General features: G+C 32.6%; 21 protein-coding genes. 6 read left to right on the top strand and 15 right to left on the bottom strand.

Going from position 1 to position 25693, the window contains the following annotated elements; all coding sequences use genetic code 11:
• Positions 1 to 17 precede the first annotated feature (17 nt).
• The 14 genes from MQX03_RS15645 to MQX03_RS15580 form a co-directional block, all read right to left on the bottom strand.
• Positions 18 to 443 (bottom strand): SRPBCC family protein, encoded by a 426-nt coding sequence (locus tag MQX03_RS15645; protein ID WP_242804166.1) that lies wholly within the window; start codon positions 441 to 443, stop codon positions 18 to 20.
• Positions 444 to 556: 113 nt separating this feature from the next.
• Complete coding sequence (locus MQX03_RS15640) at positions 557 to 2170, bottom strand: Na+/H+ antiporter (RefSeq protein WP_242804164.1); 1614 nt, start codon at positions 2168 to 2170, stop codon at positions 557 to 559.
• Between the two features lie 70 nt (positions 2171 to 2240).
• Complete coding sequence (locus tag MQX03_RS15635; protein WP_242804163.1) at positions 2241 to 3245, bottom strand: bestrophin family protein; 1005 nt, start codon at positions 3243 to 3245, stop codon at positions 2241 to 2243.
• Positions 3246 to 3279: 34 nt separating this feature from the next.
• Positions 3280 to 3954 (bottom strand): DUF2490 domain-containing protein, encoded by a 675-nt coding sequence (locus tag MQX03_RS15630; protein ID WP_242804162.1) that lies wholly within the window; start codon positions 3952 to 3954, stop codon positions 3280 to 3282.
• A 115-nt stretch (positions 3955 to 4069) separates the two neighbouring features.
• Positions 4070 to 4462: a DUF1398 domain-containing protein gene (locus tag MQX03_RS15625; RefSeq protein ID WP_242804161.1), complete on the bottom strand. Its 393-nt coding sequence runs from the start codon at positions 4460 to 4462 to the stop codon at positions 4070 to 4072.
• 112 nt (positions 4463 to 4574) lie between these two features.
• Entirely contained in the window at positions 4575 to 5024 is a 450-nt protein-coding gene (locus MQX03_RS15620) for a VOC family protein (RefSeq protein ID WP_242804160.1), read from the bottom strand.
• A gap of 134 nt (positions 5025 to 5158) precedes the next feature.
• Entirely contained in the window at positions 5159 to 5530 is a 372-nt protein-coding gene (locus MQX03_RS15615) for a VOC family protein (protein WP_242804159.1), read from the bottom strand.
• A gap of 247 nt (positions 5531 to 5777) precedes the next feature.
• On the bottom strand, positions 5778 to 6176 hold the full coding sequence (locus MQX03_RS15610; RefSeq protein WP_242804157.1) for a hypothetical protein: 399 nt from the start codon (positions 6174 to 6176) through the stop codon (positions 5778 to 5780).
• Between the two features lie 2 nt (positions 6177 to 6178).
• Complete coding sequence (locus MQX03_RS15605) at positions 6179 to 6649, bottom strand: hypothetical protein (protein WP_242804155.1); 471 nt, start codon at positions 6647 to 6649, stop codon at positions 6179 to 6181.
• Positions 6650 to 6657: 8 nt separating this feature from the next.
• Positions 6658 to 7179: a hypothetical protein gene (locus tag MQX03_RS15600; RefSeq protein WP_242804154.1), complete on the bottom strand. Its 522-nt coding sequence runs from the start codon at positions 7177 to 7179 to the stop codon at positions 6658 to 6660.
• Positions 7180 to 7188: 9 nt separating this feature from the next.
• Positions 7189 to 7644 (bottom strand): DUF1569 domain-containing protein, encoded by a 456-nt coding sequence (locus tag MQX03_RS15595; protein WP_242804153.1) that lies wholly within the window; start codon positions 7642 to 7644, stop codon positions 7189 to 7191.
• Positions 7645 to 7737: 93 nt separating this feature from the next.
• On the bottom strand, positions 7738 to 8031 hold the full coding sequence (locus tag MQX03_RS15590; protein ID WP_242804152.1) for a hypothetical protein: 294 nt from the start codon (positions 8029 to 8031) through the stop codon (positions 7738 to 7740).
• A 328-nt stretch (positions 8032 to 8359) separates the two neighbouring features.
• Entirely contained in the window at positions 8360 to 14287 is a 5928-nt protein-coding gene (locus MQX03_RS15585; RefSeq protein ID WP_242804151.1) for an alpha-2-macroglobulin family protein, read from the bottom strand.
• A 102-nt stretch (positions 14288 to 14389) separates the two neighbouring features.
• Complete coding sequence (locus MQX03_RS15580) at positions 14390 to 20329, bottom strand: alpha-2-macroglobulin family protein (RefSeq protein WP_242804150.1); 5940 nt, start codon at positions 20327 to 20329, stop codon at positions 14390 to 14392.
• A gap of 78 nt (positions 20330 to 20407) precedes the next feature.
• Between MQX03_RS15580 and MQX03_RS15575 the strand changes: the two genes are divergently transcribed.
• Genes MQX03_RS15575 through MQX03_RS15550 form a run of 6 tightly spaced genes read left to right on the top strand, consistent with a single transcriptional unit; the run spans position 20408 to position 23673 of the window.
• On the top strand, positions 20408 to 21109 hold the full coding sequence (locus tag MQX03_RS15575; protein ID WP_242804149.1) for a UbiA prenyltransferase family protein: 702 nt from the start codon (positions 20408 to 20410) through the stop codon (positions 21107 to 21109).
• Positions 21110 to 21112: 3 nt separating this feature from the next.
• Positions 21113 to 21388, top strand: a complete 276-nt coding sequence (locus MQX03_RS15570) for a hypothetical protein (protein WP_242804148.1) — start codon at positions 21113 to 21115, stop codon at positions 21386 to 21388.
• The gene (locus tag MQX03_RS15565) at positions 21376 to 21666 is read left to right on the top strand and encodes a type II toxin-antitoxin system RelE/ParE family toxin (RefSeq protein ID WP_242804147.1); all 291 of its coding nucleotides are present in this window, start codon (positions 21376 to 21378) and stop codon (positions 21664 to 21666) included. The genes MQX03_RS15570 and MQX03_RS15565 overlap by 13 nt, the downstream gene beginning before the upstream one ends.
• The gene (recF, locus tag MQX03_RS15560; RefSeq protein WP_242804146.1) at positions 21667 to 22746 is read left to right on the top strand and encodes a DNA replication/repair protein RecF; all 1080 of its coding nucleotides are present in this window, start codon (positions 21667 to 21669) and stop codon (positions 22744 to 22746) included.
• Positions 22746 to 23372, top strand: coding sequence for a hypothetical protein (locus MQX03_RS15555; protein ID WP_242804145.1), 627 nt, complete (start codon positions 22746 to 22748; stop codon positions 23370 to 23372). The genes recF and MQX03_RS15555 overlap by 1 nt, the downstream gene beginning before the upstream one ends.
• Before the next feature lie 4 nt (positions 23373 to 23376).
• Positions 23377 to 23673, top strand: coding sequence for a hypothetical protein (locus MQX03_RS15550; protein WP_242804144.1), 297 nt, complete (start codon positions 23377 to 23379; stop codon positions 23671 to 23673).
• Here the strand turns inward: MQX03_RS15550 and MQX03_RS15545 are convergent.
• The gene (locus MQX03_RS15545; RefSeq protein ID WP_242804143.1) at positions 23651 to 25684 is read right to left on the bottom strand and encodes a site-specific recombinase; all 2034 of its coding nucleotides are present in this window, start codon (positions 25682 to 25684) and stop codon (positions 23651 to 23653) included. The genes MQX03_RS15550 and MQX03_RS15545 overlap by 23 nt on opposite strands.
• Positions 25685 to 25693: the final 9 nt, after the last annotated feature.

Genomic DNA, 25693 nt, shown 5'->3' with positions numbered 1-25693 from the left:
TCATGGTGATTTCATTATTAATTTTCCAGATATAATTTAAGACTTTGTCCGATGATTTCGTTCCAACCCTGGGTAAAACTTTCTTTAGCAAATCCCTCGCCTAAATCTTTCAACTTTTCAGTTCCTTCATGAGTTAATGTCACAAAAGTTCCGTTTGCATCAGACTCTAAATCCCAAGTCACAAAAGTTTTTTCATCAGAAAAATTGGGATAAAACCACGAGTGTTTCAATTTTTGATTTGGAATAGCTTCAATGATCTCAATCGTATGAAGATATTTTTTTTCTTCACCCGGCTCATAAAAATTAAAAGACTGTCCAACTTCGGCTTCAAAATCTGCAATATCAAAATACCATGATGGCAATTCGTTTTTATCAGTCAATGCTTTCCAAACTCTTTCAATGGGCGCGTTGATTTTCTTTTTGATAATGATTGAATTTTCCATATAAATGTTTTTAATGAATTTTTGTCCTAACTTTTATTTTAATGCAAAGTTCAATTAGATTTTTTCAAATTAAACCAATATAATTTAACCAAATCCTCAAGAGAAACAATGATTTAAGAGTGACTAAATCCTGTAATTTTAGCTTCATCAAAATCCAGCTGCATTTCAATCGTTCTCATCACATGATCGTCGAATATTTTATCACGCTTCATACGGTGAAGTTCGTTTCTCTGCGCCTGAATAACCTGCCTCAAAACATCTTTATTTTCGTTCATTGCGGATGCATAATCTACTGCAGAGCCCATGCATTGTGCTTTGTCAGCAATTAACTTCATTTCATTTTCCAGCTTGTAAATTTGATGTCTCACGAGACTATTGCTTTCAGATAATTCAGAAAAATCTGTAGTCAATTTCTGAAGTGCTGTCTCTTTTAATTTTTTCAGTAAAATTGCTTCCTGTTTTTCTTCCGGCAATTCGCTTCCGGCATCATCAACTTTTAAAAATTTTAAAATTGGCGAAAGCATCAAACCTTGCCCTACTAAAGTTATCAAAATTATTACGAAAGTCACGAATAAAATAATATTACGATGCGGAAGTGCTTCCCCGTTTGGTAAAAACGCAGGAATGGAAAGCGCTGCAGCTAATGAAACGACTCCTCGCATCGCTGCAAAACTAATGATAAACGGTTCTCGCCAATCGGGTTTTGGATTTTCTGACCTTAATTTTTTTGATAAAAACCACGGAAAATACATCACACTGTAACTGTAAACCAATCTGGTCAGAATAATCGCTCCACCGATTACAATACTGTAAAATATTCCTTCTGAAATGGTGTAGTCTTTCATTGCAGCGACTACAATCGGTAATTCAAGACCAATTAAGATGAAGATAATAGTATTCATCAAGAAAATTAGAACACTCCATACATTGCCCGACTGAATTCTTGAGGTATGACTGAGATAGCAATGCGAATTGTATGACATCAGTAATCCGCCTGCCACAACTGCTAACACCCCGGAAAAATGAAAATGCTCTGCACCGACATACATGATGTAAGGTACAATTAATGTAATTACGGTATCGATATTTGAATTCGAAGGAATTAACCTAAGAAAAAATCCGAAAAGGAATCCAAAGGCGACTCCAATTGCGATTCCGCCCACTGCCATAATGAAGAAATCACCTATCGCATCTCTCCAGATGAACTGTCCGGATATCACTGCAGCTAGGGCAAATTTAAATACAATTAAACTCGATGCATCATTAATCAAACTTTCGCCTTCCAAAATACTGGTGATCTTCTTTGGAATTTTCATGTGTTTTAAAACAGACGTTGCCGCAACTGCATCTGGAGGAGAGTTTACACCACCTAACAAAAATCCCATCGCTACCGTCAAGCCAGGAATTATTGATGATGAAAGGTAAGCAACGACCACTGAGGTCAGAAACACCAACCCGAAAGCCATAGAAAAAATCTGCTTTCTCCATTTATGAAAATCTTGCCACGAGGTGAACCATGCGGCTTCAAATAAAATAGGAGGCAGGAAAATCAGAAAGACTAAATCCGGCTCAATTTCTATGTGCGGCATTCCCGGCACCAGACTGATGATTAATCCGGCAATCACCAGAAAAATAGGATACGCTACTTTCAGCTTCTGCCCTATCATCACGAGGATCATTACAGACAATAAGACTGCAATGGATATGGTAACGTAAGTATGGATCATGGATTTTTTATTTTAATTTTTATTACTAAAAATGAACTTCATTTGAGTTTGGAGATTAACTCATAGCTCTTTATAATACAATTTGGTTGATCGGAGTAATTGCCGGCGGAAGATCACTCTCATCCAGCATATCTCTCATATCAATCTCTATCGTACGGCTTATTTGCGTAATCGGAACGTCATTCGGGCTTCCTTCAAAAGGATTTACAGAAGCTTCTCCTACGCTGTCTAAAGTATGAAAACACCAAGTCACCAAAAGAGAAAACGGAATATTAAACCACAAAGTGTAGTTCTCAAGAGCTGTTCCATCACCCATTTTTGCAAATTCTTTTACCAAACCGAAAGGCACAAAAACGATGAATAAAATCAAAAGATATGTCGTAATGGAAGAGAAGTTCCTCGGATATGGAAAATTCTTAATTCTTTCTGCTTTACCCTGATCATCAGTAAATTTCACCAATTGTTGATTGATTTGCGACCATTGGAAATCGTTGATTTCACCATTTGCATAAGCCTCAGAAAGCTCTTTACTTTGCAAAGCCATCAATTGTGTTGCACGGTTTTTTTTGCTTAAAATATATTTCAGCTCGTCTTCTGCGAGATATTTTTTCAGTTCATCTTCTATTTTAAATGTCCTTTCCTGAATTTCATATTTTTTCGCATATTCCTCAAACTGAGCGACATTCATACTTTCCCATGCTCTCGGTTCTCTCAACTGAAAACGAAGTGCCGTCAACCAAGCATAATGACGTTCAAACATTGCTTTTACTTTAACCGGATTTTTACCCGATAATGAATCTCTTAAAATATACCCGAAACTCCTGCTATCATTAATAATTGCTCCGTAAATCTGTCTGGCTTCCCAAAGACGGCTGTAACTCGCATTATTTTTAAATCCGACAATAAAAGCAACTGCAGTACCCATAATTGCGATTGGCTGCCACGGAAACGAAAGAAAGGTAAATCCAAAATAATATAAAAGCGTGGGAATTATTGCTAAAATCAATAGAATATAGATACTTCTTTTAGTCCAAACTATAAATTCTATGGCGCTGAATCTTTTTCCTGAATGCATTTGTTTAGTTTTTGTGTTTTAAAGGTATTCAATTTTAATTTCTTGTGAACGGAATATTGTTGTAAAAACCAATCTGTATTTGTCCTCGGTTTTTGTTTTCCTGAATCTGATTCATGTAGCCCGCTTCGATTCTCATATTTTTGTTGATAACGAATCCTAAAGCACCATAAACACGATTTCTATCGAAAACCGGACTATCTAAATGCAGAAAAATCTCATTATAGGCAGAAACATACAGAGTTTTTGGAAGCATTTCTTTATTGGTAACAGGAATATTTAAACCCAATAAATAACGGAATCTCATTCTGAAATCATCCTGTAAAAAACGTTCTTCCAAACGGTAACGATGCTGAAGATTGAATCTTCCAAATTTCTGTTTAGTAATGTACTGCTGGAAAATACGGTGTTCGATATTCTCAGTTTTTTCACCTTTAACGTAAGGCTGACTCAAAATAAAACCGTAACCTAGTAAAATATTGTTGTTGTTTTCGGTTAAATCATACCCAATTCCGGTACGGATGAGAAGTTGCTCTAAATCACCGATTCCATCAAAATTACGGTATTGAATTTCATTATGGAAATTCAGTTTTTTACTGATTTTATTATTTCCGAAATACATATACCATGCCCCAAGACTATTATCTTGTGCAAAAGAATATGCTGAAATACTTATAAAAAAAAATAGCGTCAACTGCCTGAAAACCTTCATGTCTTACTTCTTTATTATTACTATCTATCGAAATATCAAATTTAATATTTTAAATCAATAATAACAAATAATAAATCTAAGTTTATAAAATTCTCAGGCAGGAGATAAGTTGAGATTAAGAAGGAACTTTTTCTACTAAAATATCTTTTCCTTTTTTGTCAAAATAAGTGCAGGTCATATCATTCAAATCCATTTTCCAGCCTTCTACTCCATTTTCTGCGCAGTCGTTGCAGAATGTCATGTAATCTGTGCCGCCTTGCTGATGAAGTTTTAACTGAATTTTAAAATTTTCAAGATTCAAGTTTTCTAAAATTTGCAAAACGTCATATTTACTTCCAGTTTTTGCTGAATGATTTTCTGTATCGAAATATTCTGTGTTCCCGTCTGAAACATAAGCCGTGTAATGTGAAACACCAAGATTTTTTATAGCCTGAATGTATTTAGGAAAATCTGCTCCGCTTTTTACTTTTTGGTGTTCTGCTTTGATTTCTTCAATTGTGAATTTCATTTGTTTGTATTTAATTATAAAAAATTTAGGAGAGCAAATATATTTAAAATGAAAACCGACAAATTGACTTGTCGGTTATTTTTTACTATTTATCGTATTTAAAAAATAAATATTAAGGATGTTGCTGCATTTTCGCAGGATCGTCATAATTAACCATCCAATTGATGCCAAACTGATCGGCAAACATCCCGAAATATGCACCCCAGAAAGTATCTGCAAGAGGCATAGTAACTTGTCCGCCCTTAGATAATCCGTTGAATAATTTATCTGCTTCTTCTTTAGAATCTGCATTAATTGAAACTGAAAAATTGTTTCCCACTTTTAGACTTGAAGCCCATTCTCCACCTGTATCGCTTCCCATTAATACTGTTTCTTTAGAAATCGGAAGGGTAACATGCATGATTTTGTCTTTTTCTTCTTCAGGCATTTCTTTTCCTTCCTGCGGAGGCATTTCGCCAAAAGTTCCGATGTATGGAAATTCACCGCCAAAGACTGATTTGTAAAATTCAAATGCCTGTCTGCAATTTCCGTTGAATGTAAGATAAACGTTTACTGTTGCCATAATTTTTATTTAAAAGTTTTTGTGTTTATTATTTTTGGTTGATAGTTGATAGTTGATAGTTGATAGTTGATAGTTGATAGTAAAAATATGTTATTCCATTACTTATTAATCATTACCCCATTACTTATTTTTAATTATCTGTGTTGGTCTATTAAAATCATATTTCCGTCAGGGTCTTTCAGGAAAATATGTTCGGGGCCGGAAGTTGTTTCGTCGGCTTCTTTTTCTAATGCAACATGATGTTCTTTCAGATGTTTCTGAATTTCTCTTACATCATCAAAGGCTTCGAGATTTTGAGCGTTCTCGTCCCAACCCGGATTGAAAGTCAGCATATTTCCGTCAAACATTGCCTGGAAAAGACCAATCAATGTACTGTCGTTTTTCATGATCAAATAATTGCTTTCCATACTTCCACCCATTTGGGTGAAGCCTAGTTTTTCATAAAAATCTTTAGACTTTTCTAAATCCTTCACACTTAAGCTGATGGAGAATGCTCCTAATTTCATATTTTGATGTTTTTTTGTTTGTATGTTGAATTAATTTAAACGCAAAGCTCGCAAAGTTTTTTTAACTACTAGCTATTTTTAAGTTCGCAAAACGAAGTTTCGCCGATTCAAATAAATAATTTTAGATTGAGGCAAAGGCATTTGACTACGTCGAATCTTCGATTTCACTTATTAAAGAACACAAAGTTGTCACTTGTATCGTTTAAACTTAATGATTGAAAACATTTTGTCTCATTTACGGTAAAACCTATTTTTTGCTTAAAGCCAATTTATATCCTGCTAAAACCAATCCCCAAACCAAGATTCCTAAAACCCAAAACCAGATTGGAGTTGGCAAAACAACCATATTGTAAATTGTGAAAGAAAGGAAAATAAGTCCGCAAATAATTGCTGCTGTAGGTTTTCCGTTTTTTGCAATTTTTGTAGAAATAAAACCCGAAACCAAAGCTCCCAAAGCATATCCCACAATAACCATAAACTTGCCCAAGAATGGTAAATTTTCAATATATGATTTAAAAGCTTCCATATCATTCGCCTTCATCCCGGCAGAATACGGATGCAAAATATGATTAAGTGTTTCTACTCCCCAAACGCAAACAGAACCGGCGATAATTCCTGCAATAACTCCTAAAATGACTCTTAACATGATTATTGGTTTTTTAAATTAGTTTTAAAATCTAAAGTTCCGTCATAGCTTTTCCAGTTTCCTGTAAATTCGATGTTGGGATTTTCAATTTTTTCTGTTTTCTTGTTCCATTGAAATGTATACACAAATTTTCCTGTGAAAATACCTGAATGTTTTCCTTTATTCTCTTCAACCAGCTCATAATCGCCAAAAACAACTCCTTTTTTCTTACCGTCTTTGTATTTGGTGATCGTTAATTTACCTTCATATTTCGATGTATTATTATCAACCACAGAATATCCTGAAACAAAATATTCCTGATCATTTTTTTTGTTCTGTTCAGAAATTTCTATTTTCAGTTTAATGGTTTCATTTTCATTGCCAATCGTTCCGATGTAGGGTTTTGACTGATTCAGCCAAATATTTGAAATATTGGGCATTTGAGCAAAAACAAAATTGGATGCGAGAACGAGAATAAGTAAAAGTTTTTTCATTATAGTTTTTATTTAAATATCACTTTGGAAATGTCGGTATGATAAAAATTAGCAAACCAAAAATCCGTCTTTTTACCGGTTTCAAAATTTTCAAACACTCCTTTAAAGGTTGTATTGGAAAGTTTGCGGATGCTATTCATTTCTTTTGTCGTCTGAATTCGAAACTTACCTTTAAAAACACCATCATCAATATCTGGCTGAGTTCCGTTTAATTGAAAATCACCGAAAACCAACATTAGATCGGGTGAATCTTTTACATTAAATACATAATTAAAAGTGAGTTTCCCTGAACACGTCAAAATTTTCCCATTTAATGTGTAGACTCCTTTTACCATATAATTTTCCGGTTTTTTGGAATCCTTTAAAACTGATAAAAATTTGACATCTATTTTCCCAGCATTCATTTCACCTTCAAAACCCAATTTTTCATTAAGAATTATTTTGCTAAAATCTTTATCTTTTAAAGGAAAATCATTAGACTGAGCATAGAAAATAAAAAATGGAAACAGTAAAAATAAAATTGTTTTCATCTTAAAATACTAAACTCCAAACTGAGATAAATGGTGATTCAAATGTTTTGCAAACATATTGTTCCATTCGTCTGACTTTAATTTTCCGAAAGAAAACGATTCTTTCTCATGAAACGCTGATGCTCCCAATTGTTGTGTTTTTTGGATAAAACCAATTAATCTTTTTTTCTCATCATCAAAATTTCTTCTTCCTGTGATTACAAACTGCGGTGCCGTTGGAGAATCTCTTGGATAAGCTTTATCACCAACCACTTTAGACTTCACAAATGATTTTAGGATAAATTTTGCGATGGCTCCCGGTTTTTTATGCTTTTCCGGTTCATAAACCATTTCGTAAGTGATGCAACAGTGCGCCAACATCTGATCAACCGTCATTCTGCCCCACAAACCGTGTGTATCTTCCACTAAATTATTTATTCTATTGATATAATTCTGAGCGTCTTTCGCATCAAATACGTTTTCCATAGCTTATTAAATTGTATATGAACAAATATATCAGTTTTTTTGTTTGCATAAATTAATTATTACAAAACCATTTTGTTTTTTTTCTCTAACGCATCAATCTTTCATTCGATCCAAAACAAGTCGTGCAAATTTCCCTGAACCAAAAGCCATAAGATTTTTCGAAAAGAAATCTTTAAGAACAGCAGAATCATATTTTGAAATTAAAAAATCGACAAGTAAAACATCATCCTTCTGTAAAATTCCCCAAAAAGCTCTAGTTTTAAAGCTGTTCAAGAATTTATTTTTATCATAGAGAAAATGTTTTTCAGAATAGTTATTGATAACAGATGCAGGAATATTTTCACCTAAAACCTCAATCATTTTTTTATAATTTTTTTCGTAATCCAAAATTTTAAAATATAATTCTGAATTTCTGGAATCTCCAAAGAATGAACCTAGTGCTCCACAGGCTCTAAAGACTTTGCGAGCAAATCAACAATTTTTTTCACATCCTGCGCCGTAAGATTTTTCTTCCTCGTCTACAAAACAGACAAACTGATTCTTTTTTCCTTCCTCAAATTCTCTTACTGCAAGTTTCTTGGCTTTATTAATTTGTTGCTTTGCAAACTGCGCTTCTATATCTAAAAATTGAACATTAAGATGCTTTTTTCAAATATAAAAAAAATGGTTTCAGAAATTTCTGAAACCATTTAAAATCCTAAAAAATAAATCGTGATTATTCCGCAACTTGCAACTTTCTTCCTTCAGAATGCGCATTCATTTGTGGTGCGTAATAATTCTGCATAGTCGCAATTCCGCCGGAGAAATCACCTGAAGCATTGGCCACCAAATCGTAATCAAAAACATAATTTCCTTTCGGCATATTTTGTATGTAAAAATTGGTACTTGCATCTTTCGTTGCTTGATAATAACCCAAATTATTCTTCCAATGATATGTGGAAATCACATCGATTGGTTCAAAACCTGCAGCACGCATATCTTTCAAATGTACATACTGCATTGGTCTGTCCGTATTCAAAATCATTCTGATGGTGACTACATCTCCTACTTTCACAGGAGAATTTTCTGTAATTTTCACCAATTGATCTCCATTTTCAGTTTTTACTTTTTTATAAAATTCTTTAGTGATGGAAATATAAGATTCCGAAGATTTTATTTTATCTAGATCTTCATAATATTGCCAGAAAATTCCACCTTGCGCAATTCCAGGTCCAGGTTTAGAAACCGTAACTGTTGCCAAAGATTGATCTACTACCTCAGATTTTACGGTTTTTTTAATGTAGCCTGTTGAAGTTTTATCTAACTTATTTGAAGAATTAAAATCAATAATATTTTTTCCTCCCCAAATTACCGTTGCTTTATCTGCTTCATCTGCTGTCCAAGATTTTCCAGAATTCATGAAAATATAAATAATTTCTGCCGTTGCACGGGAAGTTCCCCAAGAATTCACTTCTTTCTGTGTTGCCAACCAGATTTTAGCTTCTTCTATAAAGTTTTGATCTTGCGGCGTCAGTTTTGCCACTGCTTCTATCGCTCCTGCATGGTTTACAGTTTTAGAATTGTACCATCCCCAATCGCTGAAATTTTGTTTCCAATAAAGCCCTTGCGTTTCGGTATCTGTAGAAGTTTCTTTCAAATAATTCAAGATTTTTTTTGATTCATTCTTCATTCCGTAATCATCAAAAAGCAATGCTACACGATGGATTCCGAAGAAGGTAAAATCCGTAAATCTCGCTACTTTACCTTTTTCCATTACTTGTTTTTTTATCATTGCGCCTTTTCCGCTTAGCGGATATTCTTTTTCCCAGAAATTCCGGCTGTACAAATAGTCTATTGCAAAATTACTCCAAGGATTATCTTTCTCATCATCCCATTTTGATTCAATATAATTATCTAGATAGCTGATTAATCTGGAAACCATTTTATTTTGCCCAGATTGATACTCTGCCATATTTCCTTTTAACCAACCATTTATTTTACCCAAATTATTTAAAATATAAATGGAATTGTAATACGAACTTTCATAACCAGGAAGCCACGGAAATCCACCATCACTGTTTTGATATCTTAATAATCTATCCCAATCTTCATTAATGGATTTCCTCATTTTGTTGGCATCAAACAGTCTTGCAACACGCTTCATTTGGTCTTCTTCATTTTCAGATTCTAAAACCCAAGGCGTTTCTTCCAGAAGCAATTGTTTCAATTCCTGGTTTTTCTCCAGATTGCTTTTCATCAAATCATTATCTTGATATTCATTGAAGATTTTCTCCATTTTAGGATTTGCTTTGAAAATTTCTGCAGCAACTACATCTGCAAACCAAGCATTGAAAACACCATCTGAACTTATATTCAGATAAGCATTCAAATCTGGTAAGGCAAAAATAATTTCCCAAACAGGATTCGTAGAAAGTTCTAAAGTATTGGAATAATTGACAATGCTTTTCGAAGTAGTTTCTTTTAAATTTTTAATCGTAAAAGTTTTGGTTTGCCCTTCTTTCACGAAAATTGGTTGTGTATCTGTAACCAGCATTCTGTTTGGTAAAACTGCAACTGAACTTTGCTCACCATCTGAAAAAGTTCCTGCTTTCGCCAAAATTCTCAAGATAATTGCTGAAGATTTACCATAAGGAGTTTTCAATTTCCAACTAACGACATTGCTGCTTTTAGTTTTTAAATTAAAATTTTGTTTAGAATCGATTATTTCATACCGGGAAGTAATATCTTCATTGGTAAAAGCATCCAAAATTTGTAAAGTTGCTTCCCCATTCAAATCAGTTTCCAGCAAACTTGAGATTTTAGATTGCAAAACCAATTCGTCGCCTTCACGTAAAAATCTTGGATAATTTGGAGTGACAGAAAAATCTTTTTGGGTAATCACATCTTTCTCCAAAGTGGCTGCTCTTCCATCTTTGGTGTGTGCAAGAAACATCATTTTCCATTTCGTTAATGCCTCTGGTCCTTCAAACTCAAAAGAAACATTTCCATCTCTGTCCGTTACCAAATTTGGATAGAAAAAAGCGGTTTCGTTCAGATTTTTCCGAATTTCTATTTTCTCTTCTGCTTTTAGTTCTTCTGGCTTTTTATCTGTATCAGGATCTCCTTGTTCTTTTTTATCAAATCTGGAACTGTCTTTCATAGAACTGCTGACTTCTGCAACTGCGGAGTGTCTTGGTTTTGGGCAACCATTATATTCTGACATACCCGGAACAGTTGGACAAGCGTCTTCATAATCTAAAACTCCATCACCATCTGTATCATTTGAAGAGAGAAAATTATATTCCTTCAAAAGTTCATTGAAAAAATTGATACTGAACCAATTGAAATCTGGTTGGTATGGAAAAGGGAAATTGAGATGTTTTGGATATTTGGTATCGTAAATTTCCTTTAAAAATGAAGGATTGCTGTAGTCTTTAAATTGATAAAATGGTCTATAGATCTTTTGCCAATCATATTTATTTACTGCAAACTTGTCTAAAGATTTATCATACATATTCGCAAGAACTTCTGCTACAATTTTTTCTTTTTGATCTCCAGAGACCTTGATACTCCACTTTTCTTTGGAATTCGGTTCTATTTTATCTCGGAAAGAGGTTACTTCTATTTTTATTGGAATTTCATCTGCTTTAATGTTGATTACGTCATATTCATTCTGCAAATCATTGAAGCCTACCACACCAATCTGATAATTCAGTTTTATGATGTCTTTATCCTTTGGAATTTCTACTTCATATTTTAAAACTCCTTGTCGGAATTTTTTAATTTCTGTAGTCGTTTTTCCATTTCCATCTTGTATATAAATAGTCCCAATAGCGTTTGGAATAGCGCTGTAAGCATACATTGAAACTTTTTCTCCTCTTGCAAAATCTCCTTTTTGTTTCATTAATTTCAAAAATGGAAACTGATTTTTTCCTAATTTTCTTTTGTTCCACACTTCAAATGTTTGCACAGATTTTATAGTGTCTTTATCTTCGATATTAGAAAGTACCAATTCATAATAAGCTGGGTGTAATTTTCCCAAATTTAGTTTTGCATCGGAAGTGTTTTTGGATAAAACTTTTTCTTTTTTCCAATTTTTTTGTGCTTCATTCTCATCATAAAGATCGTGTGGAAATTTATTCAAAAATTCTTCTTTGGATAATTTTGGAAGATTTTGAACCGCACTTTTAAAATTATTTCTAATGATTCTTGCAGGTTCTTTTAACTTATATAATTCTACGTTATAAGTTTTATGTAAAATCTGGTCGTTGTAATTTTTCATTTTCACATCAGCAATTACCTCTTCCGAATTAAAAACTTCTCCAATTTTTCCCACTTCTATGTAATGAGAAACAGTTGCGACTTTTACATCGATTTTTTCGCTTTGGGTTTCGCCGGAAATATCAGTGACGGAAGCATTCACTTCATAATTATCGATCTGAATTCCTTCTATTTTTTCATCTTTTTTTAAATCTACTTTTATAGTAAACTCTCCTTTTTCATTGGTTTTTGCTTTTCCAATAATAGAATTTTCAGCAGTATAAACTTGTGGATACCACCAGAAATACCTCCAGCGAATATTTTGTTTCTTGATTTCATATTTTACATCTACATCTCCCAGCGGAACACCAGAATATGAAGTCGCCTTCCCGGTAAGTTCGATGGTTTTTCCGTATTTGTATTCCTCTTTTAAATCATCAAAAATAATTTCAAATTTGGGTCTTTTGTATTCTTCAACTGCAAAATATTTGCTACTGTCATAAGGATAAGTATTTACTTGAATTCTAAATTGACCATTTAATAAACCTTTTGGTAAAATAAAACTTCCCTGTACAGAACCGAATTCATTGGTTTTTAATTGTTGCTTTGATACTTCCTTACTATTTGCATCATATAGTGCTACTTCAATAGGAAGATTGGGAACCACAATATCTCTTTTCTCCCCTTCTTTGGTTAAAATAACCTTGAACAAAACAGTTTGTTCAGGCCGATAAATGGCTCTATCTAAAAATATTTGAGAAATTTCTCGGTTATAGTTTTCATATCTATTATAATCATAAGCTGCATATAAACTAGTGTCGCTTGTTTCGGGATTTTGAAGGATAAATGATTGAAAATATCCATCGTAATTTCTAGAATTTAATTCAGCAATACTAAAAGAACCGTCTTTTCCTGTCTTCAAAAAACAACTTCTTGCTACACCATCGTAAAACTCATTTGTAGGAAAAATATCCACCCGATCTTGTTTATTGGCATTTCCATTATCACTTTTCACCCATTGATATTCAAGCTGTGGTTTATCTTTATTTAATATTACAATTCTGGCATCTGAAACAAAAAACATGATAAATTGTTCCCCTTTTTCAAAATTATTATATCGTAAATAATACACTCCTCTTTCTAAAGGTTTCAAATCTATAGAAGTTTTCTTTGTAAGAAAATCTTGTAAATTGGGAAGTGAAATGTTTTCAGTTCTTATTAATTTAGATTCAATTTTTTTATCAATTTGAACGTAACCTTGATTATAATAGTTAATATTAATCCCATAAGTCTCAATATTATTGATATATTTCAAATTTTTAGTCAGTTCTTCTATTTTGAAAACTTCCAATTTTAATTGCGAAACATTGGAGTGCTCTACAACCAAATGAATGGGTTTTTCAGGTTCAATATTGAGTTGATATTGTAGTTTTATTGAAGGTTGTGTAATCGTATTTTCTAAATTGATGATATTATTTAGAAATTTGGAATTGGGGAAATCAGATTTGGTTTTTCTAAGAAGCTCTACTGCACGTTTCTTCTCATTTTTACCATTTAAAAGATTGGCAATATCAAAAGTGATGAAAATTTTGTAATCACCATTAATATTAGAGTTTAAAAGCGTTTCCAGTTCTGGTAATTTATCTTTTATTAAATTTTTCGATGCTTTAAAATTAATTTTTTGATGCTGAAAATATAATTTAGAATTACCCGAATTGTTTTCGATTAATTGATCATAAAGCGAAACAATTTTCGCATTATTTACTTCCTGTTCATCGTTGGTGAAGATATAATCACTTCTTAAATACGTAATATATTGATTGGTTTTCCATTCATAAAGCGTGTTGTAAAATTGAAAATCTCGCTCGCCTTCAAAAATTGCTGAATATTTTTCGAGTTTTATATTTTTAAATTCATTGTTTTTTGTTTCGAAATAGGCAAATTCTTTAGTAAAGAAATTCTTAAAATCTAATTTTGTCCATAATTCTATTTCAGAAAGTTTACCATTATCACTATTTGTTCTCTGTGCGATTCTCCAAGAATTCTGCTGAAAGTAATCATTCACAAATTCCATTTTAAGCACTTGAAAAAGATATAAATTATCGCCCTTTAAGAATTTTTCTGTTTTATCAATTTTTGCAAAAAACACCGAAGACAAATCATTTTTCACATCGTCTTTGGTATCTTTTGTAATCGCAAATTCCGCTTTCAAAGACCGAATCAATTGAGCGTCATTTCCATCTTTTATTGCCTGCTTTTGAATTTCCAGAATAATTGGCAAACTAGATTTGTAGAAACCTTCGCTATAACTTTCTGCAACTTTCTTCCATTTTGTTTCGTAGAAACTTTGGGAAAATGCAGTGTAGGAAATGAGTACTGAAAATATAATTAATAATTTTTTCATGCTTTGTATTTAAAATTCGTAAAGAATCCCATAAATCTAATCAAAATATTTCACAAAAAAAACGACAGAAAACTGCCGTTTTACATTTGAATTTATATGTGATTATTCCACAATTTCCACATTGGAACCTTTTGTGTGAGCATTCATCTGCGGCGCATAATAGTTTTGTATGGTTGTAATTCCGTTTGAGAATTTTCCGGATGCGTTCGCTACAAAGTCATATTCAAACACATATTTTCCTTTCGGCATATACTGAATATAGAAATTGGTAGACGCATCTTTTGTCGACTGATAATATCCCAAATTATTTTTCCATTGATAACCTGAAATGACATCTACAGGCTCAAATCCTGCAGCTCGCATATCTTTGATATGGATAAATTCCATTGCTCTGTCAGTATTTAAAACCATTCTTACGGTTACTTTATCACCAACTTTCAAAGGAGTTTCAGGAGATATTTTTTGCAATTCTTCACCATTGACGGTTTTGATTTTTTTATACAATTCTTTCGTTATGGATATGTAATTCTCAGAAGATTTTATTTTATCTAAATCTTCATAATACTGCCAGAATAATCCGCCCTGAACAATTCCTGCGCCTGGTTTTGTAACGGTTACCATGGCTAAATTTTTATCTAAAACATCGGTTTTCAAAGTAGATTTCACATAACCTGTCGCCTGAGTTTCCGGTTTTAATTCTTTTCCGCCCCAAACGATGGTTGCTTTGTCGCTGTCTGCTGACGTCCATGATTTTCCTGAATTTAAAATCGTAAAAATCACTTCCGAAGTTCCTCTTGAACTTCCCCAAGAATTGACTTCTTTCTGCGTGATTAACCAAATTTTCATGTCTTCGATAAATTTCTGATCATTTGGTTTCAATTTATTGAAAGTTTCCAAAGCTCCTGCATGATTCACTACTTTAGAACTAAACCAACCCCAATCATCAAGGTTTTGTTTCCAGTAGATGCCTTGTGTTTTTGAATCTACTGAAGTTTCTTTTAAATAATTTAATAGTTTATCAGAAACATCTTTCAAGCCATAATCGTTCATCAACAAAGCTAAACGATGCAATCCGAAAAATGTAAAATCAGTGATTTTCGTTGTTTTGGCTTTTTGTTTTACCAAAGATTTTAAGGTTGCTCCTTTTTCTTTTAACGGATATTGTTTCTCCCAATAGTTTCGGGTGTCGAGATAGTCTAAAGTCCAATTGTTGATGACGTTTTCTTTCTTGACATCATTATATTTATTGATTTCATTATCAACATATTGAACCAATTTCGCCACCAATTCTTTTTGTTCTGAACTTTGATAATCTTTCACATTATCTTTTAACCAAACGTTGATTTTTCCTAAATTTTTAAGAATATACAACGACGTTCCATAAGAACTAGGATATCCTTGATACCAAGAAAAACCACCATCAGGGTTTTGCAGTTTTTTGAAATCATCCCAATCCTGGTTGATTGAATTTTTCATGGTATTGGCATCAAACAACAATGCCAGTTTCTTTATCTGCTCTTCTTCATTTTTACTTTCCAAAACCCACGGAGTTTCATCAAGTAATAACTGTTTCAGCTCCTGATTTTTTTCAAGATTTGAATTTAATAATCCTTTGCTCTGATATTCTTCAAAGACCGTTTTCAATTTCGGATTGGCTCTAAAAATTTCAGAAGCCAAAACATCTGCAAACCATTTGTTGAAAATAACATCTGCAGAATTATTCTGATCATTTTTAAGACTTGGAAGCGCAAACATAATCTCCCAAATCGGGTTCGTCGTCAACTCCAAAGTATTTGATAAATTCGATAAGGTCGTTGAATTGGTATTTTTAAGGTTTTCTAAAACAAAAGTTTTTGTTTCGCCTTCTTTCACAAAAATTGGCAAAGCGTCTGTAACCAACATTCTGTTTGGAAGAACAGCGATTGCTTTTTGTTCGCCATCAGAATATTGTCCTGCTTTTGCAACGACTTTCAGAATAATTGATGAAACGTTATTCGGAACTTTTACTTTCCAGGTTAACGCTGAATTTTCGTTTTCATCTAATGAGAAAGATTGTTCTTTATTATAACCGGAAACTGCAGTCAACGAACTCAACCCAAATTTCTCAGAAATATCTTCGTTTGTGAAAGCATCAAGAATCTGCAGTTGTGCAGAACCGCTTAACTTTTTGCTGGTTAAATTGGATAATTTTGATTGCAAATTTAATTCATCTCCTTCTCTCAAAAATCTCGGATAGTTTGGAGCAACCGAAAATTCTTTCTGCGTCACCACTTCTTTTTCCAGAGTTGCTGCTCTTGCGTCTTTTGTATGAGCTAAGAACATCAATTTCCATTTTGTAAGAGCTTCCGGAGAAGTAAATTCGAAGTTGACGTTTCCGTCGGAATCGGTTTTTAAATCTGGATAGAAGAAGGCGGTTTCGTTTAGATTTTGACGGATTCCAATGTTATCCAAATCGTTTTCTGCAAGCGGTGGAGTTTCTATTTTTGGAGCTTTCATTGATTCAGGAACAACATTTTGAACTACTTCAATTTTGTCCTCAGCGACTGCTTTCATTTTCACTGCGTTCGCCCTAGCTCCACCTGTTGGTGGAGGGGGTGGTGGAGAGTATGCAGCTGATTTCACACCTTCCTGAACTGAAAGACCTGCAACTTCGCCTTGCAAAGAATTTAGAAAACTATAGCGATCAAACCAATTAAACTGTGGAACATCCACATATTTCCCATCAAAATATTCCATCCTACTTTGAAAGTATTTTTCTTCAAGATTTTCACGGATTGTATAAGAGCTTGTTATAGAGTAAGGTCTGTACAAATTTTGCCAAGCAAAAGTATTCACCGCAAACTGATCCAAAGACATGTCATACATATTGGCTAAAACTTCAGCATAGATTTTTTCTCTGTCATTTCCTGAAATTTTCACCGTCCATTTTTCTTTAGAATTCGGTTCTAATTTATCTCTAAACGTCACCGTCTCTATTTTCAATGGCTGTTCGGTATCTTTTATCTTTAAATTAACCGTTTCCGTCTGCACATCATTGAAAGCAACAACCTGAAACTGAACATTTAAATTCGTAACGCTTTTTTCTTTAGGAACATCAACCGTATATTCTAAAATTCCATTTTTAAATTTCTGAACTTCGGAAATTGTTTTTCCCGAACCATCCTGTACAAAAACATTAACCAAAGCATCGGGAATTGCAGAATACACATAAATTTTTGCTTTCTCTCCCCTTGAAAATTCATCTTTTGGTTCTAGAACAGTCAGAAAAGTTTTCTGATTCGGTTTTAAGGATTTTTTATCCCAAACACTGAAATTCTGAGTTGATTTTATGGTGTCTTTACCTTCGATATTATACAATTCTAACTGATAATCTCCAGCTTCTAATTTTCCTAAATCGAGGTTAGCTGGTTGTTTTACATTGTCAGTTACTGACTGTTGTGTTTTTTCAAAAACGATTGTTGATTTCCAGTTCTTAACTTCGTCATTTTTATCATACAAATCATGTGGAAACTTGCTGATAAATTCTTCTTTTGAAAACTTCGGAAGATTTTGAATCTCGGATTTGAATTGATCTCTAAAAATCCTGTTCGGAGTTTCCAGCTTTGAAAGTTTTACCTGATACGATTTTTTTAGATTTTGTTCGTTGTAGTTTTTAGTTTCAACTTTCAACTTTACATTTTCATCTGCGAAAATGTTTTTAATCTCATCAGCTTTGATATAATGAGAAATTGAGGCAACTTTCAGATTGGTGTTTGTCGTTTGTGTTTCTCCATTGATGTCTGTTGCCGAAGCACTGATCTGGTAATTATCAATCTGAATTCCTTCTAATTTTTCATCTTTTTTAAGATTTAATTTTATGGTAAACTCTCCTTTTTCATTGGTTTTTGCTTCACCTAAAATTGAGTTCTCATTATCGTTATCGTTTGGATACCATGGAAAATATCTCCAACGGATATTTTGTTTTTTGATTTCGTAATTAACGTTTGTATTGCTCAATGCAACACCGGAAAACATCATTGCCTTTCCTTTCAGCTCGATAGTTTGTCCGTATTTATATTCATCTTTTACAGGCTCGAAAGTCACTTCAAATTTTGGGCGTTTGTATTCTTCAACCTGAAAATATTTATAGCCATTTGAATTCCCATCAGTTGAAATGGTAAAATTCCCGTTCAGTTTTCCTTTTGGCAAAACAAAACTTCCATGATAAGAACCAAATTCATTCGTAGTAAAATCCTGAAATGAAACCTCCTGATTATTGGTGTCTTTTAAAGTTATTTTTTGCTTTAAATTAGATACAACCGATTCTATCTCTTTTTCAATTCTCGTATTGATTACTTTAAAATAAACGGTTTGTCCCGGTCTGTAAATGGCTCTGTCTATAAAAATCTGAGCTTTTGTAAGCGTTTGTTTGTTGGGATTATAATCTTCAGCATTTCCTCGATTGCCATACACTTCCATAATCTGAAAGTCATTCGTTTTCGGTTGCTGAATTAAAAATGTTCTGTAGTAATCTGTACTTGTGGTATTCGGAAATTTGAAAACTCCTTTTTCGTCAGTTTTACCTGCAATTTTATTTAAAGTTTTGTTTTGTACAAATTCATGAAAAGTCAGATTTTCATTATTAATTGGTTTCCCATTTTCAGCATTGACCAATTTCAACTCATTAGAAAGTTGATTTCTATCATTTTTAGATTGATAGATAATCTTATGATTTGAAACTAAAAAATAGAAATTCTGATTGTTATTTTCATCATCGCTTTTTGCTCCTGAAACCTGATATTCTGCAACGTAAATCCCTGATGAAAGTGGTTTAATTTCCAATGACGTTTTGTGAAGCTGATAATCTTGAGGATCATTCAACTGGAAAATTTCTTTTCTCACCAACGTTTTTTTCACTTTAGAATACGCATCGTTATAAGGATTTCTTGAATATTGCATGAATGACTGATAATTATCTTTCACTTCATAAATATTCACTGAAAATTCTTTGACATTTTTAAACTCCGCAACCAAATGAATAGGTTTATCCGGCTGGGTTTGCTGTTCATATTTTATACTTAAAAAAGGATTAACAATCTGATTTTCTTTATTTTTAATATTTTCAATGAAAGGAGATTTCGGATATTGTGTTTTCGCCTGATTTCCAATTGCTAAAGCTTCTTTTTGTTTATTTTTAATGATCAGTTCATTCATGATTTCTTCCATCACAAGAACTTTGTAATCGCCATCAATATTAGATTTAACTAAATTTTGAAGTTGCTCTAATTTATCTTTACATTGAGTAAACTGGCAATTCTCAGATAACTTCTGATGCATAAAGTACAACTTTGCATTTCCTGAATTCTGAGCGATTAGTTCATCAAAAATTGTATTGATTGTATTTCTGTTTTCGGTCAGTTCATTCTTTGTGAACAATCCATTATCCGATAAAAAACTCACTTTTTTTAACGAGTACCAATCCAGCAAAGTCGGGAAATATGCAATATCATTCGTATTAGTAAAAGCATCTTTATACTTTGCAAAAGACACTTTTTTCATTGGTTGGCTTTGTTGGTCAAGCTCTTTAAGATTTTTGCTTAAATAGTTTTTAAAATCAAGCTTACTCCATGTTTCAATTTGCGAAACATCCTGAGAATTCATGTTCGTTCTTCCGTTAATCTGCCAAGAATGCTCATTATAATAATCGAACATAAAACCGGATAACAAAACTTTATACACCAAAAGATCATCCCCTTTCAGGTTCTTTTCTGCATTTTGAAGTTTTACAAAAAATTTTGAAGCCGAATCATTTTTATCATCATCTGAAGTCTGATTCACAATACTAAATTCCGCTTTCAAAGAACGGATTAATTGCAGAGCATTATTTTCTTTCATGGCGTGATTTTGTATGTCTAAAATAGTAGGCAGAGTAGATTTAAAATTTCCTTTACCCGTACTTTCTTGTACTTTTTTCCATTGCTGATCATAATAGTTTTGCGAAAAAACCAATGAAAAACTCAACAACAAAAGGAATAGGAACAAAATCTTTGAATATCTTTGCATAAGTGTTATTTTTACTAAATGAATTGCTTAAAAGTACTGAAAAAAACTGTTATCGACAGTCAAATTTTTGTCTCTTTAATGGGAACTTTTTTCGCAGTATTTTTCATGTTTGAGCAAAATACATTCCGTTTTCCTTGTGTGCTTTTGATATTTATCACGTATTTCAGCGGATATCTTTATACAAAGTATCAAAACACAAAATATTTTTACAAAATTTTCTTGCTGAATGTTATTACAGGAATTATTTCTGCCGCTTTAATCATCTTTAATCATAACGAAATACGTCTGGTAAAATGGTGTATCATTGTAGTTTTAGGATTACTTTACAATAGTTTTTTTCTGGAAACCTATATCCGCAAGATTCCTTTACTGAAAGTATTTTATGTAGGCTTGGTTTGGGCATTGGTTAATTCATGGCTTACTTTACCTGAATTTAATGTACCTATATTTTTCATCAGTTTCTTTTTTGTAACAGCGCTTGTTTTACCTTTTGATATCCGGGATATGAAAAGCGATACCGTTCGGACCTTTCCGAAATTAATTGGAGTTCAGAACACTAAATATTTAGCTTACATATTGGTTTTCGTTTCAGCAGTTTCATCTGTCTTTTATCTCAAAACACAATTTTCCATTAGCTTTTTCCTGAACTCAATCTTTACTTTTATTCTCATCTATTTTTCTGAGAATTCTAACAGAGATTCCTATTATTCTTTTTGGGTAGAATCTTGCTCTGGATTACCATTTTTGTTTTGGATTATTTATCTTTACTTAAAATTTTGAGCGATGGATGATATGAATGAACTTAAATTAAAACTGATTCAGAAAATAATTGGAGTTGATGACATTAGAATTCTTATAAAAATAGAAGAAAACCTTTCAGAATTTCAACAACTCACAAAGCAAAATCTTGTGAATGAAGACGTAGCAATATATCAGTCAAAAATTCATTTCACTCAACATCAAATACAAATGCTTGAAGAAGCTGAAAAAGATATTGAAAATGGAAATTTCCACTATGATGAAGAAGTCAGAAAAATGACTGAAGAATGGCTGAAATAATTTGGTCGTCTAAAGCTGTATCAGATAAAAAGGAAATTCTTGAGTTTTGGATTTTGAGAAATAAATCAAATATATACAGTAAGAAATTAAACGTTCTGATTGAAGAAAAACTTAAACAAATTTCAGAAAACCCTAGCTCAGGAATCATTACGAATATAGATAATATAAGAGCCATTTTAGTAGAAAACTATTACATTCACTATTCTATAAAACAAGATAAAATTCTAATTTTAAGAATTTGGGACGTTAGGCAAAATCCAGAACATTTCACTTTATAAATGATCATCAACAAACTCACCCTTTACAATTTTAAAAACCATTCTGAAAAAAAGTTTGAGTTTTCACCACAAATCAACTGTTTTGTGGGAAATAACGGTGCCGGAAAAACCAATATTCTCGATGCTCTACACTACCTTTCTGTAGGAAAAAGCTTCTTGGGAAATACTGATACCAACAACATTAAAAAAGACGAAGATTTTTTTACGATTGATGCTGAAATTCAAAACGATGACAGCGAAGATATCATCAAAATCTCCCAACCAAAAGAAGCGAAAAAAGTCATTAAAAAAAATGACAAAAGCTACGATCGAATGGCAGATCACATTGGTTATTTACCTAGTGTCATGATCTCTCCCTACGATTCAAATCTGATTTCAGATTCCGGGGAAAGTCGCAGGAAGTTTTTGGATTCTATGATTTCTCAGACTGATTCGGGATATCTTTTTGATTTAATTCAATACCAAAAAACCATACAGCAGAGAAACGCTTTGCTCAAATATTTTGCAAAAAACAGAACTTGGGATAAAGATTCATTGGAAATTTATGACGATCCGATTACAAAATCCGGAACAAAAATTTTTGAAAAAAGACAAGAATTCGTCGCTAAACTCAATCCAATCGTTCAGAATTTTTATCAGATTATCTCCGGTGGAAAAGAAACTGTTTCAGTTATTTATGAATCCCATTTATTGGAAGAATCATTTGAAAATTTATTAAAAGATAGTTTGGAACGCGACAGAATGCTTACCTATACTTCGAAAGGAATTCACAAAGATGATTTGCTTTTTGAAATGGATGCTATTCTTATTAAAAAAATCGGTTCGCAGGGACAGCAGAAATCGTTTTTAATTTCATTAAAATTAGCTCAAATGAGTCTGATAAAAGAACTTACCGGAAAAACACCAATTCTCTTATTGGATGATATTTTTGATAAACTTGATGACACTCGTGTTGCTCAGTTGATAAAATTGGTTAATCAGGAAAATTTCGGGCAGATTTTTATTACAGATACGCATAGAGAACGTACGGAAAATGTGGTTAAGAAAATCAATGAAGAAAGTATAATATTTGAACTGTGATGAACAATTTTTTAGCTACAATATTTTGTTTTATTTTTTCTTTTTCTTTTAGTCAGAAGAAAAAAATACAACCTCCACCAGGAATTTCATATAATAATATCAATAAAGGTTTTAAACCTGAAACTTTTAATAATCGCATTAAAAATTTTCCTTTCAATAAAACTTCAAAAGTTAAACTTATTTCCTACAATTTAGATTTTAAGAAAGAACCTATTTACACACCCCCTCATCCTGATGATTCAATAGCAATTAAAAATTATTACAACAGAAAAATTCCTGCTAAATTATCTGATATTTTATATGCAGAAAACTTAAATGGGATTCAGCAACAAAAAAGTTTAAACTTGATAGAAATTCAAAAGCTTTCAAATATAATATTCAATGAATGTGACAAGTATTCAAGTGGATTAATAAGTTCAAGTGGATGTTATTTTCCTAGAAATGCAGTTCTTTTCTATGATGAAAATGATAAAATTTTTGCTCAATTTGAGATATGTTTTCAGTGTGATGGATTTGAGTCACAACCTAAAAAATTATTTGAAGAAAATATGCGCTGTCAAAGTATTTATGGTATGTTGGAAAGTTTTTTTAATAAATTGGGCATAAAAACTCAATATACAGAGTAAGGTAATGAAAAGAAATAAAAAACGCGAATTTCAATCCTCTGAATTGGTGAAATCTTTTGCAAGAATCTATGGTTTTGAAGATAAATTAGTGGCTTTTGAGATTAAAGATTTTCTTGAAGAATATCTTTATGAAAGTTTATTTAATGAAATTGAAAGCGTAAATATTGAAGATAAAATAATCATTATTAAAATTGATTCTCCGCTCTTGAAAAATGATTTTAAAATGAGAAAAAGCTTTTACCTCAAAAAGTTTCAGGATAAATTTGGGGAAGAGAAATTTACTGATCTTCAGATTTTGTAGGAATTGTATTTTGCATCATATTAGACGTTTTATGATCAAAAGTAGAACGCAACGGTATGAAGAACTTCAATGGGTTTTTCAAGAAATATTTAAAAATCTCTTTATAAATCTCACTAACCTCACCAAAATTCAACTTTCGTGATCTAAATGCCAAAAACATAGACAAACTGAAACTCACCAAAAAGTTGAAGAATCCAATGATAAAAACCGTAAGCAACGCCAACCAAAACGTGTAAGAATCTACACTAAAATCTTTCCCATACAAACCTAATGCAAAATTTCCTGCAGCAAAAGTAATGTGGCGGATATCGAGATCTAATCCGAAAAACAAACCGATAGGCGCCGTAGCTCCAAGGAAGACACCGAACCAGAAATTGGAAACAATTCCTGCCCAATTTTTCGCATAATATTTTGAAAGGCTTTTAGCAAATTTTGCCCCAAAAACTCTTTTAATCGACTGGTTTTTTGCAATTCTATCCGGAATTTGAAAAAAGATTGAATTATTCCCAATATTCCCGGAAATAATCCCTGAAATGAAAAGATAAAAACCTGCAATACTCGCATGGAGAATGGCTTTAGAATTAAATGGATCTAAATCTTTCAATAATTTTTCTGATTTTTCAACCGCCAGATTTTGAGAGAAAAACACATCTAATCCATAAATAATTGCCATCGCAACCGGAAAAGCCAATAAAACGTTCCCGACAAATGCAATAAATTGGCTTCTGAATAATTTGGAAACCAAATCAGCAAATTCGGTATTATTTCTTTTCGAATTTCCCTGTTCAGAAAGAACTTTAGTCATCGTTGCAGCGGTCATTGCTGGTTGTTTTGTTGCTAATGTAAAACCCATCAGGTAAATCATCACAAATCCCATTGCGTAATTTAATGAGTACAAAAATGCATGGAAAAAGTCGCTTCCCGGCATGAAACCGTATAACATTTTTAAAACACACAACGCCCCAACTATGATCCCTCCACCACTCGCTTTGTAGAACATTTTCATGTATTGCTTGCGGTTGGATGTAATGTAATGACTTCCCGTTTCGGCAGTATGATTTGTAATGAGATGAGAAATCATTCTCGTGCTGTCGTTGAAAAGTTCAGAGATGTTATTTTTATGAGATTTATAACTCAAGACATTAAACATCAATTGTTTAGATTTAATAATAACATCTGCGTCATTATCAATCACCAACAATTGTACAATCTCATAAATTCTTTGGGTCTGCTGACGAATTTTTAAAAGAGCCTGATTAATTTTCCCCGAAATTCCGTACTTCGATGAATTTTTAAATGCGATATTGACAAAATCAAGGCATTGTTCCGTGTAAATTTTAATCTGTTTGTATCTGCTGTCTTTAGAAGTTAGTTGGATGTCAGGATTGATTTTAAACTCTTCAGCCAACGTTTCAAGTTCTTTTTGTAATGCTAAAAATGGGTTGTCAAAATTCCTGTATTCGGGAGCCATTCTCACGACCTCAACATCCAATGCCATCCCGGTAACACGCCAAGAGAGAATATTCATCGAGAAAATAAGTTCTCTTTTGACTTTTGGTTTTTGAATGAAATCTGAAATTCCTAAAATCCTTAAAAACTCATCCATCTCATTTTCCGGAAGATTATGGAGGTATTCGAGATCTTTTTTGGGTCTGAAACTGATATTGTCGACCATGTACCAAACCGTTTTTTCATTCTCTACGGGAGGCAAAACTTTATTAAGAATTCGTTTTTTTAATTCAGGAAAAAAGGCATTTTCAGATAAAATATTAGCCTCAGTTAAGGATAAATTGAAAGGTCTGCCTTCGAAAATGTTGCTGATATAGTATTTGAAATGATCAGTTATAGCAGGATTTGCCTTAAAATAATTGAGAACGTCGGTAAAATCGGCTTTCTTTATGCTCTCAAGAAACTCTGCAAAAGGCTCCAGAGAAAGGGTTTCATTCTTAAAAGAAAAATATTTTTTAAGAACAGATTCAAAATTTTTTGTACTTGAACTGAGAAATTTCATTAGTACAAA

The sequence above is a fragment of the Chryseobacterium aahli genome, from assembly GCF_022699665.1.
GTDB classification, from domain to species: Bacteria; Bacteroidota; Bacteroidia; order Flavobacteriales; family Weeksellaceae; genus Chryseobacterium; species Chryseobacterium aahli.
The sequence above is the reverse complement of the archived record's forward strand: the minus strand, read 5'-3'. Positions and strand labels throughout refer to the sequence as shown.

Excerpts from the sequence above, each read along its gene's own strand:
- MQX03_RS15545 (WP_242804143.1), bottom strand. The coding sequence starts at position 25,684 with ATGAAATTTCTCAGTTCAAGTACAAAAAATTTTGAATCTGTTCTTAAA.
- MQX03_RS15585 (WP_242804151.1), bottom strand. The coding sequence starts at position 14,287 with ATGAAAAAATTATTAATTATATTTTCAGTACTCATTTCCTACACTGCA.
- MQX03_RS15580 (WP_242804150.1), bottom strand. The coding sequence starts at position 20,329 with ATGCAAAGATATTCAAAGATTTTGTTCCTATTCCTTTTGTTGTTGAGT.
- MQX03_RS15625 (WP_242804161.1), bottom strand. The coding sequence starts at position 4,462 with ATGAAATTCACAATTGAAGAAATCAAAGCAGAACACCAAAAAGTAAAA.
- MQX03_RS15555 (WP_242804145.1), top strand. The coding sequence starts at position 22,746 with ATGAACAATTTTTTAGCTACAATATTTTGTTTTATTTTTTCTTTTTCT.
- MQX03_RS15635 (WP_242804163.1), bottom strand. The coding sequence starts at position 3,245 with ATGCATTCAGGAAAAAGATTCAGCGCCATAGAATTTATAGTTTGGACT.
- MQX03_RS15600 (WP_242804154.1), bottom strand. The coding sequence starts at position 7,179 with ATGAAAACAATTTTATTTTTACTGTTTCCATTTTTTATTTTCTATGCT.
- MQX03_RS15550 (WP_242804144.1), top strand. The coding sequence starts at position 23,377 with ATGAAAAGAAATAAAAAACGCGAATTTCAATCCTCTGAATTGGTGAAA.
- MQX03_RS15595 (WP_242804153.1), bottom strand. The coding sequence starts at position 7,644 with ATGGAAAACGTATTTGATGCGAAAGACGCTCAGAATTATATCAATAGA.
- MQX03_RS15605 (WP_242804155.1), bottom strand. The coding sequence starts at position 6,649 with ATGAAAAAACTTTTACTTATTCTCGTTCTCGCATCCAATTTTGTTTTT.
- MQX03_RS15615 (WP_242804159.1), bottom strand. The coding sequence starts at position 5,530 with ATGAAATTAGGAGCATTCTCCATCAGCTTAAGTGTGAAGGATTTAGAA.
- MQX03_RS15575 (WP_242804149.1), top strand. The coding sequence starts at position 20,408 with ATGGGAACTTTTTTCGCAGTATTTTTCATGTTTGAGCAAAATACATTC.
- MQX03_RS15610 (WP_242804157.1), bottom strand. The coding sequence starts at position 6,176 with ATGTTAAGAGTCATTTTAGGAGTTATTGCAGGAATTATCGCCGGTTCT.
- MQX03_RS15620 (WP_242804160.1), bottom strand. The coding sequence starts at position 5,024 with ATGGCAACAGTAAACGTTTATCTTACATTCAACGGAAATTGCAGACAG.
- MQX03_RS15645 (WP_242804166.1), bottom strand. The coding sequence starts at position 443 with ATGGAAAATTCAATCATTATCAAAAAGAAAATCAACGCGCCCATTGAA.
- MQX03_RS15640 (WP_242804164.1), bottom strand. The coding sequence starts at position 2,170 with ATGATCCATACTTACGTTACCATATCCATTGCAGTCTTATTGTCTGTA.
- recF (WP_242804146.1), top strand. The coding sequence starts at position 21,667 with ATGATCATCAACAAACTCACCCTTTACAATTTTAAAAACCATTCTGAA.
- MQX03_RS15565 (WP_242804147.1), top strand. The coding sequence starts at position 21,376 with ATGGCTGAAATAATTTGGTCGTCTAAAGCTGTATCAGATAAAAAGGAA.
- MQX03_RS15570 (WP_242804148.1), top strand. The coding sequence starts at position 21,113 with ATGGATGATATGAATGAACTTAAATTAAAACTGATTCAGAAAATAATT.
- MQX03_RS15630 (WP_242804162.1), bottom strand. The coding sequence starts at position 3,954 with ATGAAGGTTTTCAGGCAGTTGACGCTATTTTTTTTTATAAGTATTTCA.